Consider the following 14,026-nt stretch of genomic DNA (forward strand, 5'->3'; position numbering starts at 1 on the left):
ACTTAATCCTAACTATTATCGCCCTGGCTTATGCCGGGGCTTTTTATTTCTGGAGGCACTGTGATCCGCAATTTTCAAAATGGCGACATTGTTACCCACGGCAGCCAATTCGCCAGCGGCAAAGAAGAAACCCGGCAAGCTATGATCTGCTGCCTACGGTTATTTCTTGGTGAGTATTTTCTCAATGCCACTGAGGGAACACCGTGGTTTCAAAGCATATTGGGCAAAACCTCGCGTGATATTGCCGAAGCCAATATTAAACAGCGCTTATTGGCGGCCAAAGGCGTACTGACTATTAATCGCTTTGAAATGGATCTCGATATGAAGAATCGCAAAATTACGATATTTGCCGCCGTGATTGATATTAATAACGATGCATTTGATTTTTTGTTCACTGAGGACCTTGTCTGATGGCAACTATTAATCGTGACGGAGCCACTGGCACCACGCTGAGTGAATATCTGGATACTATGCGCCAGCAATATCTCGCTATTGATGATGGCTGGAATATTAATCCAGAATCACCTGATGGTTTGGCAATTGCCATTTGGTGTGAAGCATTAGCCAATTTGGACGAGGCCGTGATTAATACCTACCACGCCGCAGATCCCAATTCAGCTATTGACCAACAATTAGACCGTATTGCCGCATTTGCCGGGATCAAACGTAAAAGCGCGACCTATTCCACCGCGACCGTCAATTTTCATGGTATCGCTTTTACCCCAATCAATGCCGGAACATTAATCAGAAATAGGGTAACCAATACCTTATGGGCGACTGATGGTGATGTTGTTACTGATATAGCAGGAAATGCGACGGTGAATGTCACTTGTACGCTGGCAGGCGCGCAGGGGGCCAATAGTAATAATCTAACCATTATTGCCACACCGATCGGCGGCATTACAGCGGTGACAAATAACACTGCAGCTTCAATGGGATTGGATAAAGAAACCAATAACGCATTTCGCATCCGGCGCAATGAGTCAGTAGCACTTCCTGGCTCGAACCAGATTGATAATATTTATGCGGCACTGGTCAATATTGAGGATGTTAAACGGGCGCGTATCTATGAAAATTTTGAGAATGAAGCAGACGAAAATGGGGTGCTTGGTCACTCAATGGCGATATTTGTTGATGGTGGTAGCATCGAAGATGTTATTAACAGCATCGCCACTAATAAAAGCCCCGGCTGTGGGTTAAACCGCTACAACATTTTTCCCAATAAAATCTCGTTGGATACCATTACACCAAAAGGTAACCCGATCACCGTAACCTTTTTTCGCCCCCAGCTGATACCGGTTTATGTCCGGGTAGAGATCGCTAGTAATAGCGAGTTTATTGACGATGAGATAAAACAGGCGATTGTTGATTACAGCGTCACTGGTTTTGATCAAACCAATGGTTTTTCTAAGCTGGGTTTCAAAATTGGAGAGAGCATCGGCGCGGGGCGCTTATTTACCCCGGTCAATTATCTGGTGGCCGGTAATGGTTTTGTGAATGCTATTACCGTAGGAGCGGCTGCGGAACAGGTCAATATGAGTGCAGTGAGCATTGCCTTTAACCAGTTAGGCGTGTTCAGTGCTGAGAATATCGAGGTGGTCTATGTATAACCATCGTCAAAAGGCCCTGTCACGGATTTACCTGCAATACAAAAATGCGCCCCAATTAGTTGAATGGATAAGCCTCTTGCCGGATATTTGCCAATCCTTACTTGAAGAGCAGATAGCCAAAATTAATAACCTACTGGATATTGATAATGCCGAGGGTGATCAACTGGATATTTGTGGCCATATTGCCGGGTTTATTGAGCGCCCATTAATCCGCAGTGATTACTTATCGATATTTGCCTACAAAGGCACTGGTGGTGCACAACCCTACAATGTCGCGCCGTATAAAGCGCCACATGAGCAAATCGGCAAAGTCCCTGTATCAGATTATCTCTATCGGGTATTAATCAAAGCCAAAATTCAGAAGAACAATACTAACGCGACGTTGGATGAAATTAAAACTGCCGTTGATTACATTCTAGATGTTAATTCCGCCATCATCGATGGGCAGGATATGACGATGAAAACTATCTGGGTAGATAAACCGATCCCGGCCAATATCTTAGTGCTTATTCAGTTATTCGACTTAATTCCCCGACCGCAAGGCGTCAAAGCCAGCTTGATCCGTTTTAACCACCATCCTTTTGCCTATAAAGGCACATTCGACGCACAGCCTTATGGTATGGGCGCTTATATCTAATTGGAGCCACTCTATGGCAAGAAATGACAGTTTTAATCAGCCGTGGGCCAGTGTGCCTGCACAATTTGAACGTCCCGGCGATGCTCTGATTGCCCGAGGTTGGGCAGGGGGAGCATCAGAAGATCCGCCAGAAGCTAAATGGGAAAACTGGTGGCATAACCGGGTGGATTTAGCCTTACAGGAATTGCAAAACCTCGGTCAGCTGATCTGGTTTACTGATGCTCCTTATCAGGCAGGGGCGAGGGTTAATCATGGTGGTAATAGCTATATCGCATTATCAGATAACACCGGTGTAGAACCGACGGGAGTATTAGATATTGGAGTGTGGCGTAAAGAGGGGGCCAGCTCCTATTTGCAGACTGATAATAACCTCGCTGAAATCGCGGTGGCAGGGCCGGAAGCTGTAGCTGCCGCCATTGCTAATCTTGGCTTAACTGATACTGCGGCCATTGCCGCGAATGCATTACAGAAAAGCAAAAACCTCAACGATGTAGCAGATAAAACCGCCGCACGAACCAATTTAGGGCTTAAAGGTGCGGCAGTGCTGGATGTGGGGTCTATCGCTAACACCGTGGCGGCGGGCAATGACTCACGTATTGTTAATGCGCTTCAGTCAACCAATACTACGATCAGTTTACCCGGCACTCTGACAACGGCGGGTGCGCTAAAGGGGGCAGCAGTTAACGCGATGGGCAATGTGACCGCTGGGAACGGTGCTGCATGGTTGCCAGGTGACGGCAATGTGTATGGCACGGTATGGGGCGGCTATTTAAGCACTTATATTGCCAATGTAATAGCGCAAGCCAGAGTGCCGGATACTTACGGTATTGGCTCTTATGCTTTCGCCATCAACTCTACCAATGTCGGATATGCAGTTAATCCGGGGGATGTGAAAGCGGGTAGTGAATTAAAGTGGAATAATGCCGCGAATTATAATAACGGACAAACATTATTAACCGGGACATGGCGTTGCCAAGGTTTTGCGGCGGTTAATGACGGCCTTACCAGAACCACATTATGGATGCGTATCTCATGATTAATGATATAGATAAAATTACTGTCACCGCGCCCCGCTCACGGAATATCGAGCGCTATATTGATGTTACGATCACTGACAATATCGTCGGTGGAACCTTTAATTTCAGTGCCGCGCCGGTAGATTCTATGGCGTATTGTGTTGAGATCTACCAACGAGCTTTAGCCGGGGATTATGGTGTTGTATCAGTCTGTCCCGATGACGGCAATTATTATGAATGGGATGGTTCCGGCTGGGTGCTGGCAAGAACCCATGCAGAACTAGAGCAAGAGGCAGATGAACACAAGAAAGCCAATTTATTAACGTTAGCCGCAGAGGCTATCGCACCGCTTCAGGACGCAGTTGATCTGGCAATAGCAACGGATAGCGAAAAGGAATTGATTACCGCATGGAAGAAATATCGGGTTCTCTTAATGAGAATTGATATAGCGAAATCGCCTGATATTATCTGGCCGGTGGCACCAGAGTAACCAATGCCGGGCGCTATCGCCCGGCTAATTGTATATTTACTTTACATCTGAAAAGTATTTTTTATAGATACCAGTTTCAATAAATCGTTTGGCAGCCATCAATGAACTGTCGATTGAGATATGAGCACCGTCAAGAGAGTAGGGGATCTCTATTCCGTTGTAGTGGTATGAGTCACTTTCATCAAATATGTCATCTTTTTTGATGAATTTTATGTACCCATCTTTTTCTAATTGCGAGAAGATAATATCCATCTTTTGGGTGTCATCATCTTTTTTATTGGAATTACCTTTTAATCTAAACGGTAAATCATTGACTCCCGCAGCGATAAAATTAGCAAAAACATTGATGTCGTATTGTGTTGGGGATGCCATGACATACACTTTCACCCCTTTAGATTTGGCATATTTAATCACATCAACAATTTCATTTTGATAACCTTTGCGATATAAATCAAACCAGATGCCAGAAAATATAACGAAATCATATTTTGAAATATTATCTTTTAGATATTCTCTATTTAACAGGCACTGTTTATAGGCTACTCGTGTTTTAGTGCCATTGGTTGAATCCGTTAAGCTCGGGAAACACCAGTTAGTGGTGACGGAATCTACTGATATACCGAGTTTCTTCGCGACTTCATCGACGAAGGGTTCATAATGCCCGGCAAAGGAGTCACCAAAAAGCAGGCCTTTTGGCTTCAATGACTTAACCCCCAGTTTGCACACTGATTTTTCCATTGAGATGATGGGGTTGGACTCACCGTCAACATTATAAAAACAATAACCATTATCTCGGTTTGGCATTACATGAAATGATTGTATTTTTGCATAAAGTTCAACGGTTTCTTTATCTGCCATAATGTCGCGTTCGAGCGTACTGTGCCTGACGGTCAGCGCCAGTACACCAACGACCAGTGTACACAGTGATATATAGACCAGGTTAGAGGTGGCGGATAATTTGGCGAAAACTTTCCGTGATGGATTTTCCACCAACTTAAGGGATAATTCACCTAATATCACGGTAGCAACTAAAGCCAGCAACACCCATTTATAGTTACTGAGTAAACTTAAATAGGTTAATGCGACGACAATAGGCCAATGCCATAAATAGATAGAATAGGAACTGGCCCCCAACTTTTGAGCGATAATATTAGCGGTGAAAATTGATTTTTGCCGCGCAGAAATCAGTACCAACACCGCACCGGCTACCGGTAATAGCGCATTTGAACCGGGCCAAACAATTGATGAGTTAAATAACACAATTGACGCAGAGATAAATACTATACCGATAACTTCTGTATATCTCGCCAGAGTATCCGGCATGGCCTTTCTACGTGTTACCCACCAAGCCATCCCCCCAGCCAGCATTTCCCACATTCTGGTTGGCAGAAGGTAAAACGCCGCTGACGGCCAGCGCTGTGAAGCATAGATAGAAAGGCACAGTGATAGAAATCCTAGTGCGAATAAGGCAAATTTAACGGCCTTGTAATTGATGAACTTCCACAGCACAAAAATGATAATAGGCAGAATAATATAAAACTGCCACTCCACAGAAAGTGACCAGGTATGTAACAACCACTTTTCATGTGAGGACGCATCGAAATAACCCGATTCACGCCAAAATTTAATGTTCGATATAAAAAAGAGTGTATTTACCACATGGGTTGCTAGCAATTTATAATTCTGTTCAGGCAGCCAGAACCAACCAAAAATTAATAGAGCAAAACATAGCACCAAAAGCATGGGAATAATTCTTCGCGCTCTGGCCAGATAAAACTGTAAGAATGAAAAATTGCCAGACTCCATGCCAGAAACGATGATCCGGGTCATTAAAAAGCCGGAGATAACAAAGAAGATATCAACGCCGACAAACCCACCCGAGAACCCTGGTACACCAAAATGGTACAGAACAACGGCAATGACCGCCCATGCTCTAAGTCCATTGATATCATTACGAAATTTATTTGATGCTATTTTTTGCGTTGGAGTTGTTGCTAACATTAAGATGACTGCCTGCTGTTAAATTTTTCAAAAAACATCCATGTTTGAATGACGCTATTCTAACAGCTGTGTCGATTGATCAATAGACTGTCATGGTTATGTAATTTTTCGGTGAGGAGGAAGAAAAGAGTTAAGCTAGTCATCTAGCTTGCAGCAGCGAAGCGCTATCAAGAAGCTCTGAGTTTAATCGCTCGGTCTTTTCATTGCATCCATCGGTTGAACTCACAGCCTGAAGCGGACATCAAAGTAATTCAAGAAAAGTACAAACATTTATCTTTTTTTAATTAACTGATTTGCTAACATTCATGTAAATTGAATGTCTAGTTGAGTACATTGTAGGTAATCAATCTCAAAATATATCCTGCCAAAATACGGCAGGATGGCTACAAAGAATTTTCGAACTAATCATTACTGAAGTGATAGTACCCATGATCCTCTGCATATGACGCAATTGAGTCATGATCGTTGGGATCGATTAATTCGTAAAACTCTTGAGGAGTATAATGTGTTCTGTTCGTATAGTGATCTGCAACGCCAGCAGCAGCTAATTGGGCATAACCATTTAGCTTTAAGCCACAAGCTGGACATAAAAACGAAGTGGGAATTACTGATCTCCTAGTTATTATTTCATTTTCTTTATTTTCGATTTGTTCTTTTCCATACTCACTTCCTTGAACTGTGGCGGTACAAGAACATGCTGGGCATTTTACCTTATGATGTTTATTATGAGAAAGAGTTTCACCTTGTTGTTCGGCGAGTATCCGCAATGTTTCTTTCTCTTCCTCTAATTTATCATTAAAAACTTTTTCATAAGCATTGATTTGAGTTTTTACATACTGAATGACTTGCTTATCAAGCTCAGAGATAATTTCTTGAGCTACTGTTGCTTCGTCTTCTCCGAATAAATCTATTAAGTTTCTATTTTGTGCTTGCGACAAAATTTTGCAACATTTATAAAACGGTCCAATCCATTGCTGGGGTTTATACTCAATGAAGGCAGCGCTCCCAGAGTGAACCTCTTCATTTCTACGTCCGGCCAAAGCCAAAGATAATTTCATCTCTTCTTCATTGAAATCTGTAATTAGATCTTTGCAAAGTTTTAATACTTGCGACGTTGATATAGATTTAGCCTGCGACACGTTGGTATTAAAACCAAGGGCAGTGAGAAGATTTTTTTGCTCCTTGTCTGGCTCGGCAAGAAGGCATGGGCTAAAATGTGAGACAGTTGATCGTGATAGTAATTCAAGTCCCATTGCACACCATAACCCAAAAACCTCTGATGTTCTTTCCTCATTAAAAGCTCTCTGAAAATAAACTTTACTTTTAAACCATAAAGAATCATTATCCCAACTCATTTTCTACCTCACGTAAGCCCTAAAAACTCGCCTGTTTTCATGTATATTTTCAACATGTTTTCTACCATGAAGCATATTCCAATTATCCAGAACCAAAGCATTTGACCCTGACCAATTAAAATCAACCAACTTGACCTCTTGGATGGCTTTTTTATAAACCATCACAAACTCTTCACCTTGTTTATTTGCGGGATGCATTATATTAGGATCATATCTGAACCCTTTCTTTCCGGAAGTAACAAATTTAACACCAGAGTATTTTATGTGTTCGTATGTATGCACTGTGAATATAGCATCATATAAAATATTTTTTTCGCTTTCAGAAAACAATTTCAATAAATCATTCCATGACACAATTGTTGTTGAGGCTGAGCTTGCTTTAGGTGACCACATAACTAATAATCTTGCGGGAATAGCCCAAAAAGCAGTATCTGTGTGTAATGGAAAATCCTTAAAGCTAAAATTTTTACTGAAAGAACCTGTTCTGGCGTTAGTTCCATCATTTGCAATTACTATGTCATATAACTCACCGTTTGGATGGCATATTATCTCCCCTAAGGATCTCGCTAACTCCAAAAAGCTATCAACTGAAGTACAATTTTCTACGCTATTATACCCATTCATACTTATGCACTCATGATTACTGACATTAAACGAAATAAGATAGTTAAGAAAATAGTGTAAAATTTGGCTAAAACATATACTTTATAAAATAAATTTATTCAAATGTTAGCACGTATTGTTATTGATAGTATATGTATTCATCCTATTATGAATAGTAAAATTGGACAATATCAAATCAATATGTGTTGTTTTTCAAGAGATATGAGGGGGGTAGTTGTAGCTCATTATTTTGGAAAAAAGCTTTCGCAATTCGCTCAAAGCTGCCAAAAATCTTCGTGTAGTGGCTGATGTTAAAATGTATTGTTACTAAATCACGATTGTTAGTTGATGATGATGAGGGCCGGTCACACAGGCTTGTTTGAGAGCTAAATTATGATACACGAGCTTTGGACAAATGAAGAAGATTTGGATTTGTTTTGCCTTGCAGGCCAGCGGGGCGATTCTGTTCGTAAATTACTGGAGCCAGGCTACAGGTTAGTGTGGACGTGTGATTCAGATTCTCACTTTGAAGCAATGACAAGATATTATGAGTTTCGTAATTGGGGGGAATATCAAACTGTTTTCCCTGAGCAGGATAGGAAGACCTATAAAGAATTAGGGTGGGAATAGAAATGCGTGGCAGCCATAACACATTAACATGGTGTCCTAATGTATCTATCGGTTGAACTCATAGCTCATAGCTGACAGTCAGGCTTAATCGTATCTTGCTACAGAACACAACACGAAAGCATTAAATGTATCGAAATTTTTACGAATGGTTACGAATTAGCTGTTAACTATATGAATTTAAAGACTAGGGAAGTAAGGTAATGGAAGGTGTTTTTTGAGATGAAATTGATTTAATTGTTTGATTTTAAAAAGAAAAATTCTTTTAAATCTAAAAGAGGAATCGTATTCGGTCTTTTTTTATGTATCTTTGAAAATCAACAATATATTTAAATATCATTTAATTACCTCGCTCCCTGTTACTCACCATTACCTGTTATTTCATCCTTCACCGCCACTTTGTCGCCATCCTCCAATACCGGCCAGTGCTGTCGACACCGGTAGGCAGTCCAGCCCTGGCACCCCGAGAATGCGTGGACGCACGCCAGTTATAGACTGTTTATCTAACAGCGCTTTCATTCCCGTATAGCGGCCATTTTTATCCGTGCCGCCAATAATATTGGTAGTGGCAAATTCGTTTTTGCCGGTAGCAACACGCACGACAGCCATGATGGGGCGGGTTTAATCCACAATGGCGAGAAACGATGCCGCCAATGTGCCTCTTTTTCCCGCCTTACCGGCAACAGCCAGTAGATTGGTGATCAATACCGGCGTATTCAGTGGGAATGTGGCGCTATCGGCATCATCACCAGTACACACCATACCGACAACGGCGGTGGAGACAGTAGAAATAGTGCGGGTGCGATCGTTGATTTCGAGCACTCGTACACCATGATGATAATCCGCCATGTGGCAACTCTCCGTGGGTGGGGGAGAGTAGGATGGCAGGGATCAGCTGATTAAGCTGTGGGGGAGAGTTATGCGTGTTTTGGCACAACTCATATTAAATATTTTTATATATAATTCGAAAGTGTGATGCCAGACTAAAGGGATTTGCAATTAACAGTTATTGTAGCAAGTGGCATTTACCATATTTAATATAATCATTAGGATGATTAAATGACTACATACCAACTGATCAGAAATGCAATAGAAAAGAAACAGCAAATAACAGCTATGTATAATGGGCATTATCGTGAATTATGCCCACATGCAATCGGAACGAAAAATGGTAAAGAACAGGCGATGTGCTTTCAATTCGCAGGTACAGGTAGTAAAGGACCGGTAACTCATGACTCTACAGATAACTGGAGATGCATTGAAATTGCCAAATTGAAAGATGTTGCCGTTCGTGACGGTGAGTGGCATACGGCCTCAAACCATTCTATTGCTCAAACATGTATTGACGTGATCGATTTGGAAGTAAAACGGTAAGTCATTAATTAAAATCTCATGAAGGCCGCTTGTTCTTTAACTGGCTTTCATTGCATATATTTTTCTACACAATATTCAGCAGATAACCATAACTCCGATTACATAATTCAGTTGCTCTTATCCCAGAATATGATGACTGCTTTTATTATTGTAAGTGAATAACTGCGTGCCTCATTGAATATAATGAGGCACGGCTTGTATTATGCAGACTTAATGTGGTTGATTATAAATGGATTTGTTTTCAATAAAATAAGTAGCTTACGAGCTGCACCTACTGGTTGTCGTCTCCTACTCTCCCAGCTTTTCACCAAGTCATAGCTGACACCAATTGCCAATGCGAAATCCTGTTGTTTTAACCCAGTCGTCTCGCGTATAGCTTTTACATCAATATCGGTAAAAGTGTGAATATGCTCTGGCTTAGGTGTCAGTTCACCGTTTTCAATTTTTACCATTTCCTCTGCACTGGCCAGCAGCTCGGCAAACAATTCATCTTTCATAATTCTTCTCCGCCCTTTGGCGCGGGAATGATTCCCAGTAAAAATCATTAACTACAAAATAATATATTGTGTAACTAACTTAGCTTGTCTGACAATTGCTTCAGTGTTTTTTTCTGCTCTTCCGTTAAATTGTCCAGCTCATTTTTAGGATAAATTAATGCCAGATAGATACGCCCTTTGCGAGTGACATTAAAATATATCATTCTGATACCGCCACGTTTTCCCGTTCCTTGACGGCTCCAGCGCACTTTCCTAAAACCTCCTGAACCAGAAATAGTATCTCCCATTTCAGGATTGTTAATGAGGGTTTCTTGAAACTCCCTAAACTCATCATCAGTAAGTAGTGTTGGCCGTCGTCTACTGAAGTTAGATAGTTCAATGAACGTAAACATTACCTTTCCTGACTTGTTATCCGTCATCCGTGTCATCTGTCATCCTTATAATACGTGTACAGAGTACACATAGCAATTGCATTTTATGTACTATGTACACCTTTTAATCTAGTAATGCTTATGTGAATAGTCGTGCAGCATTAATTTCTAGGTGGTTTGGTACTATCCAATGGCACATTGATATCCCGCGCATAAGTGCCGTGCAAAGCATCGATTTGTTGCCACAAAAGCAATGAAAGCACCTCTTTAACATCGGCTCTGTCCAGTGTCACCATGGCATAAATCAGCGCGCGACAGTGGTCGATAAGTTCTTCGGCTTCGCGGGGGGTGTCATCGTACATGGGGCACCTCCGGCAGCAGAGGGGTAGATGAAGCAACAGGTATGGGAATAGCAACGATAGTGCAGGTCAATAATGACAGGTGTTTAGTCGTCAGATCCATGATGACTACCTCTTTGGTAGGGGGACTAATCACCACCTTGAGGTTCCAATCTCTTTATGGGTGGTGAACTGAGCGAGGTTGGAACTACCGGTTACCAAAGAACCCGGCGCATCTTGCGATGCCCCCACCCAGTTCACCGTTTCTTGCATATTACAGGTGTCACTGTGCCCGCACATAATAGCCGTGTCTACGGTCGTGCGCTTTGGTAATTTCCGGAGTTCCAAACCCGGCAGCAGATTTTGCCGCTGCGGCGTGACTATAGCCCAGTGGCGTTTCGCCGTGCAATGAGCTGGGAGCATTTTAGGACAAACATTTTTTTCAGTTAAAATAGGGAGTTATAGCGGATATTAATAGGAAGCGGTAAAGAATAATTCAGACTGGTGAGGATGACAAATAACAAAAGCTAGGCAAGGTTGAGGATAACATCGCCCATTAGATTTACGATTTTAGTCGGTGAGTTAGTGGCAACTTAGTGGCTAAGTTGTGCCAGCTCTTTATCGCTCAGACCGGTCGTTTCCATGACTATAATGCGGTCAATGCCTTTGGCCAGTAAAGAGCGGGCAATTTTCAGGGTGGCATTCTTCTCGCCTCTGATTTCACCTTTGATCTCACCTCTGATTTCGCCCTTTTTTTCCAACTTCTGTGCAATGGTCATAAGTTGCTCCTCGTGGGTCGGAAAACTTTTAGTGAAAGTATTACCTTACTGCGTCAGATCTTCATCGCGTAGACCCGTGACTTCCTTGACCAGAGTGCGATCAACACCTTCGGCCAATAATGCGCGGGCAATCTGCAAGAGTGTTTCCCGATGACTTTTCTGGTAGCTCTCAATAAATCCTTCCATAAAACCCTCTTTGAAGCCTTCTAACTTCAGTTTCTCTGCAATCGTCATACGTGCTTCCTTGTACTAAGACGGGGCCGCACCAGCCATCGAGTTATTGGGTTGGGTTATTTCTCCGTGGATGCTGTTTGGGACATCGCGGCGCGGTTTTCTGATGCTAAGGGGATGAACTGAGCAGGGGCAACAGAGAATCCGATACCCCCGCCCAGTGCACCCTTGCTACTTATTGTCGGTGTTGCTGTATCTACGTCATGCGCCTTGCTATAGACCGGACCAGAAAGTCCGGTAAAGGATTTTATAGCTGCGGAGCGACTATAACCCGATGAGATCCTCCTGAGCAATGAGCCAACATCACTTTAGGACAAACATTATTTTCTGTTAAAATAATGAGTTACGGGTTTCAATTGCGGGTGTTTATACCGCTTTTGCGAGAGAAACGGGCAGCCTGACGAACCACCATTCAACGCCACGTTAAAACCCGCATTCTTTCGACAAAACACGCGCTATTGTGGCGGTTTCGGCCAGTCAATATGGGGGGCCGTGTCGGTGTTGATGCGCACCATCGTGTTCGGGGCAGTTTGCCGCTAATGAGCGCGGATGGCATGTCAGAAGGGATATGTAGGGGGGGGACAATAGAGAAAGTGAAAACAGCCCAAGTCATCGGGCTGTCAAGATTATCAGGCAAATACCACTTTCAGGCTACCCGGCGTGCGGCGTGGTTTCCCTACCACAATTTGCACATCTCGCCCTAAACGAGTCAGGCATTCCAGCATTTTAGCTTCACTGATACCTCTGAATTGCCCGCGCAACATATTAGACAGCTTAGGCTGGGTCATTCCGAGTAGTTTGGCTGCCTGTTCTTGCGTCAGGCGACGGCCCTTAATAATGTTGCCGATCGTAGTGGCAAGTTGTGCCTTAACCTGCATTTCTTCAGCATTCTCTTTACCAAGATCGGCATAAATATTGCCGCTGCTGGCTTCAATATCATGGCTCATATTATGCTCCTTTAGCGTGGCTCTCTGCGATTTTTAGCCGCTCGCGGATCTTATCCATATCGGGTTTGGGTGTGGTGATCCCTGACGAGGACTTTTTTTGGAAAGCATGTAGTACATACACTGCATGCCCGAATTTGACGGTGTAAACCGCCCGATAAGTCTCACCGATGTAATCTTCAACAACTTCCAATACGCCAGCACCACCAAAGCCTTTTAATGGCTTAGCCTGCGAATGTTTACCCCCCATTTGCGACAAATGAAGGCCGTAGCCGAAAATATCCTGTACGTCTTCAGGTAAAGATTGAAGGTCCTTCTTACTACTACCAACCCAATAAAGTGGTTTCATCCGCTAATCCATGCGTCAAATTATACCCATTTGGGTATAATTTAGCACGGTGGATGGTCAATGCATAGCCAAATTAGCAAGGTAAAGAAGGTCACTACTTAAGGATACTCCCGAAGATACCCGGCTAAAGAAATATATAACTGTCTAATTAGTAGAAGCTTATTTTATCCCTAATGTCCTATCATGACTGCACTGCACTGCACTGCACTGCACTGCACTGCACTGCACTGCACTGCACTTGGCCGTGGCCATGTATATCGATAACCACGCTATTAGATGAACACTGGCCGCCAAAGTGTTCGATCTCGCCGCTCATTTTTACGTGATGCTTCAGTATTTATACCCATTTAGGGGAGCGAAATATTCATTGCTACGATTTCAATAGAAGGGAAATTAGCGCCATTAGATCATAATATAAATGCGAAACATCGGATAAAACAGACCGTGAATTAACCACCATTAAACTCTTACCCACTGCGGCATAGGTATTAATAAAATCGGCAATATGTTTTGTGGTAATAGCTTCAATCTGCATTTTGCCAAATTTCTGATTAATGTAATTATTAGCTTCGATGGCTTGAGCAATGCCACGCCCTTAGTTTTGCTCGTTTCACACAGATAAAAACACGAGTGGATTACCTCGAGTTTTTGGCTACTGAATGAGAGTTTGTTGACGCTTACTATTTATTAATGTAGGACTACAGGCCCGACTGGTAGATACAACTTATTAGCCACACAATGGGAATAGCAAATGTTAGTTTCCATGTTAATACACTTCATAACACGATGATGAATAATGTATTA

At 42.6% G+C, this 14,026-nt stretch carries 16 protein-coding genes and 2 pseudogenes; 6 read left to right on the forward strand and 12 right to left on the reverse strand.

The features are described from left to right. Positions 1–60 precede the first annotated feature (60 nt). From N0H69_RS12660 to N0H69_RS12680, 5 genes are read left to right on the forward strand one after another with little or no spacing between them, the layout of a single operon-like run. Positions 61–411 (forward strand): contractile injection system sheath initiator, encoded by a 351-nt coding sequence (locus tag N0H69_RS12660; protein WP_032911979.1) that lies wholly within the window; start codon positions 61–63, stop codon positions 409–411. Continuing rightward, on the forward strand, positions 411–1,610 hold the full coding sequence (locus N0H69_RS12665) for a baseplate J/gp47 family protein (protein WP_050152182.1): 1,200 nt from the start codon (positions 411–413) through the stop codon (positions 1,608–1,610). The genes N0H69_RS12660 and N0H69_RS12665 overlap by 1 nt, the downstream gene beginning before the upstream one ends. Then, positions 1,603–2,247, forward strand: coding sequence for a baseplate wedge 1 family protein (locus N0H69_RS12670; RefSeq protein WP_050152181.1), 645 nt, complete (start codon positions 1,603–1,605; stop codon positions 2,245–2,247). The genes N0H69_RS12665 and N0H69_RS12670 overlap by 8 nt, the downstream gene beginning before the upstream one ends. A 13-nt stretch (positions 2,248–2,260) precedes the next feature. Next, on the forward strand, positions 2,261–3,283 hold the full coding sequence (locus tag N0H69_RS12675) for a hypothetical protein (protein ID WP_253272092.1): 1,023 nt from the start codon (positions 2,261–2,263) through the stop codon (positions 3,281–3,283). Next, entirely contained in the window at positions 3,280–3,753 is a 474-nt protein-coding gene (locus tag N0H69_RS12680) for a tail fiber assembly protein (protein ID WP_050152180.1), read from the forward strand. Before N0H69_RS12675 ends, N0H69_RS12680 begins: the two co-directional genes overlap by 4 nt. 36 nt (positions 3,754–3,789) lie before the next feature. Here the strand turns inward: N0H69_RS12680 and N0H69_RS12685 are convergent, their stop codons facing one another. The 4 genes and pseudogenes from N0H69_RS12685 to N0H69_RS12700 all read right to left on the reverse strand — a co-directional run. Then, positions 3,790–5,754 (reverse strand): acyltransferase family protein, encoded by a 1,965-nt coding sequence (locus tag N0H69_RS12685; protein ID WP_050152179.1) that lies wholly within the window; start codon positions 5,752–5,754, stop codon positions 3,790–3,792. Positions 5,755–6,155: 401 nt separating this feature from the next. Further along, positions 6,156–7,109, reverse strand: a complete 954-nt coding sequence (locus N0H69_RS12690; RefSeq protein WP_050152178.1) for a hypothetical protein — start codon at positions 7,107–7,109, stop codon at positions 6,156–6,158. Positions 7,110–7,112: 3 nt separating this feature from the next. Next, complete coding sequence (locus N0H69_RS12695; protein WP_050152177.1) at positions 7,113–7,733, reverse strand: TauD/TfdA family dioxygenase; 621 nt, start codon at positions 7,731–7,733, stop codon at positions 7,113–7,115. A 1,020-nt stretch (positions 7,734–8,753) separates the two neighbouring features. Beyond that, positions 8,754–9,188: pseudogene (locus N0H69_RS12700) on the reverse strand (phage tail sheath protein); the annotation flags it as partial. A 210-nt stretch (positions 9,189–9,398) separates the two neighbouring features. Here N0H69_RS12700 and N0H69_RS12705 point away from each other — a divergent pair. After that, positions 9,399–9,713 carry a hypothetical protein gene (locus N0H69_RS12705; RefSeq protein ID WP_050152175.1) on the forward strand — a complete coding sequence of 105 codons (315 nt, stop codon included), beginning with the start codon at positions 9,399–9,401 and terminating at the stop codon, positions 9,711–9,713. 200 nt (positions 9,714–9,913) lie between these two features. Here N0H69_RS12705 and nadS read toward each other — a convergent pair whose 3' ends face one another. The 8 genes and pseudogenes from nadS to N0H69_RS22255 form a co-directional block, all read right to left on the reverse strand. Then, positions 9,914–10,210: a NadS family protein gene (nadS, locus tag N0H69_RS12710; protein ID WP_050152174.1), complete on the reverse strand. Its 297-nt coding sequence runs from the start codon at positions 10,208–10,210 to the stop codon at positions 9,914–9,916. Between the two features lie 74 nt (positions 10,211–10,284). Continuing rightward, positions 10,285–10,602 carry a type II toxin-antitoxin system RelE/ParE family toxin gene (locus N0H69_RS12715; RefSeq protein ID WP_050121413.1) on the reverse strand — a complete coding sequence of 106 codons (318 nt, stop codon included), beginning with the start codon at positions 10,600–10,602 and terminating at the stop codon, positions 10,285–10,287. A gap of 140 nt (positions 10,603–10,742) precedes the next feature. Further along, positions 10,743–10,943 carry a hypothetical protein gene (locus tag N0H69_RS12720; RefSeq protein WP_050152173.1) on the reverse strand — a complete coding sequence of 67 codons (201 nt, stop codon included), beginning with the start codon at positions 10,941–10,943 and terminating at the stop codon, positions 10,743–10,745. Positions 10,944–11,512: 569 nt separating this feature from the next. Further along, positions 11,513–11,728, reverse strand: a pseudogene (locus N0H69_RS12725) (Rpn/YhgA-type helix-turn-helix domain-containing protein); the annotation flags it as partial. 15 nt (positions 11,729–11,743) lie between these two features. Continuing rightward, positions 11,744–11,932 carry an Rpn/YhgA-type helix-turn-helix domain-containing protein gene (locus N0H69_RS12730; protein WP_050135328.1) on the reverse strand — a complete coding sequence of 63 codons (189 nt, stop codon included), beginning with the start codon at positions 11,930–11,932 and terminating at the stop codon, positions 11,744–11,746. Positions 11,933–12,558: 626 nt separating this feature from the next. After that, positions 12,559–12,876 carry a helix-turn-helix domain-containing protein gene (locus N0H69_RS12735; protein ID WP_050135326.1) on the reverse strand — a complete coding sequence of 106 codons (318 nt, stop codon included), beginning with the start codon at positions 12,874–12,876 and terminating at the stop codon, positions 12,559–12,561. A gap of 1 nt (position 12,877) precedes the next feature. Beyond that, positions 12,878–13,222, reverse strand: a complete 345-nt coding sequence (locus N0H69_RS12740; protein WP_050152171.1) for a type II toxin-antitoxin system RelE/ParE family toxin — start codon at positions 13,220–13,222, stop codon at positions 12,878–12,880. A 370-nt stretch (positions 13,223–13,592) separates the two neighbouring features. Continuing rightward, positions 13,593–13,757: a hypothetical protein gene (locus N0H69_RS22255; protein ID WP_080994260.1), complete on the reverse strand. Its 165-nt coding sequence runs from the start codon at positions 13,755–13,757 to the stop codon at positions 13,593–13,595. Positions 13,758–14,026: the final 269 nt, after the last annotated feature.

Origin of the sequence: Yersinia alsatica (assembly GCF_025133195.1) — a bacterium.
Classification (GTDB): Bacteria; Pseudomonadota; Gammaproteobacteria; order Enterobacterales; family Enterobacteriaceae; genus Yersinia; species Yersinia alsatica.

Coding starts and splice junctions, on each gene's coding strand:
- N0H69_RS12715 (WP_050121413.1), bottom strand. CDS start 10,602: ATGTTTACGTTCATTGAACTATCTAACTTCAGTAGACGACGGCCAACA.
- N0H69_RS12735 (WP_050135326.1), bottom strand. CDS start 12,876: ATGAGCCATGATATTGAAGCCAGCAGCGGCAATATTTATGCCGATCTT.
- N0H69_RS12665 (WP_050152182.1), top strand. CDS start 411: ATGGCAACTATTAATCGTGACGGAGCCACTGGCACCACGCTGAGTGAA.
- N0H69_RS12695 (WP_050152177.1), bottom strand. CDS start 7,733: ATGAATGGGTATAATAGCGTAGAAAATTGTACTTCAGTTGATAGCTTT.
- N0H69_RS12730 (WP_050135328.1), bottom strand. CDS start 11,932: ATGACGATTGCAGAGAAACTGAAGTTAGAAGGCTTCAAAGAGGGTTTT.
- N0H69_RS22255 (WP_080994260.1), bottom strand. CDS start 13,757: ATGCAGATTGAAGCTATTACCACAAAACATATTGCCGATTTTATTAAT.
- nadS (WP_050152174.1), bottom strand. CDS start 10,210: ATGAAAGATGAATTGTTTGCCGAGCTGCTGGCCAGTGCAGAGGAAATG.
- N0H69_RS12685 (WP_050152179.1), bottom strand. CDS start 5,754: ATGTTAGCAACAACTCCAACGCAAAAAATAGCATCAAATAAATTTCGT.
- N0H69_RS12675 (WP_253272092.1), top strand. CDS start 2,261: ATGGCAAGAAATGACAGTTTTAATCAGCCGTGGGCCAGTGTGCCTGCA.
- N0H69_RS12690 (WP_050152178.1), bottom strand. CDS start 7,109: ATGAGTTGGGATAATGATTCTTTATGGTTTAAAAGTAAAGTTTATTTT.
- N0H69_RS12670 (WP_050152181.1), top strand. CDS start 1,603: ATGTATAACCATCGTCAAAAGGCCCTGTCACGGATTTACCTGCAATAC.
- N0H69_RS12720 (WP_050152173.1), bottom strand. CDS start 10,943: ATGTACGATGACACCCCCCGCGAAGCCGAAGAACTTATCGACCACTGT.
- N0H69_RS12680 (WP_050152180.1), top strand. CDS start 3,280: ATGATTAATGATATAGATAAAATTACTGTCACCGCGCCCCGCTCACGG.
- N0H69_RS12705 (WP_050152175.1), top strand. CDS start 9,399: ATGACTACATACCAACTGATCAGAAATGCAATAGAAAAGAAACAGCAA.
- N0H69_RS12740 (WP_050152171.1), bottom strand. CDS start 13,222: ATGAAACCACTTTATTGGGTTGGTAGTAGTAAGAAGGACCTTCAATCT.